Raw genomic sequence first — 590 nt, forward strand, 5'->3', positions numbered from 1 at the left:
TGTGACCAGACCTAATATACACAAATTTTTGGTGATATTGCCTCCTATAAAGTTTCCTTTCTTACTTCCTTGTTAGTAGGTTTGATCCCCCTAGGTGTGTATGTGTGATAGTTTTCTTCAATCAAAGAAAACTATTCCAAATACACTAATAAGCCATCATCTTTTCCGCATACTTTTTCATACATTGTGCACTCAAGGTCTTGTTGAAGAAATCCTTGGAGAATAAGTGGTAAGTCAATTTGGTGGAGAACAAATTTGCTTTGGTGTGGAGAGCAAATTTACAACAACTTGCTGAAATATTTTGTGACACTGCAAAAAGAGGTAAACAAAAATTCTCTTGATCTTAAACTATATGATTACAATGTTTATGTGTTTTTGTGTGTTTGTTTTCTGGAAAAATTTTTGAAATCCATGCTTCCAACTCACATACAAAGCACAATTAAAAGATCCTTCTTTCAATTTATTGATAAGATGCTTGAGAGACTTGCTGGATATCCTTATTATTGCTTTCTAGATGGCTATTCGCGATACAATCAAATTCCCATCACACCAGAAGATCGAGATAGGACTACCTTCACCTGTCCATATTG

Annotated in this window: 1 protein-coding gene; it reads left to right on the top strand. The window is 34.4% G+C overall.

What is annotated here, in order from left to right; translation table 11 throughout:
• Window positions 1–255: 255 nt before the first annotated feature.
• Window positions 256–590 (top strand): hypothetical protein (locus ACFIMW_RS09510; RefSeq protein WP_375697402.1); only part of this gene is annotated, 335 nt, incomplete at its 3' end.

Origin of the sequence: Bartonella sp. AC329YNZD (genome assembly GCF_042196685.1) — a bacterium.
Taxonomy (GTDB): Bacteria; Pseudomonadota; Alphaproteobacteria; order Rhizobiales; family Rhizobiaceae; genus Bartonella.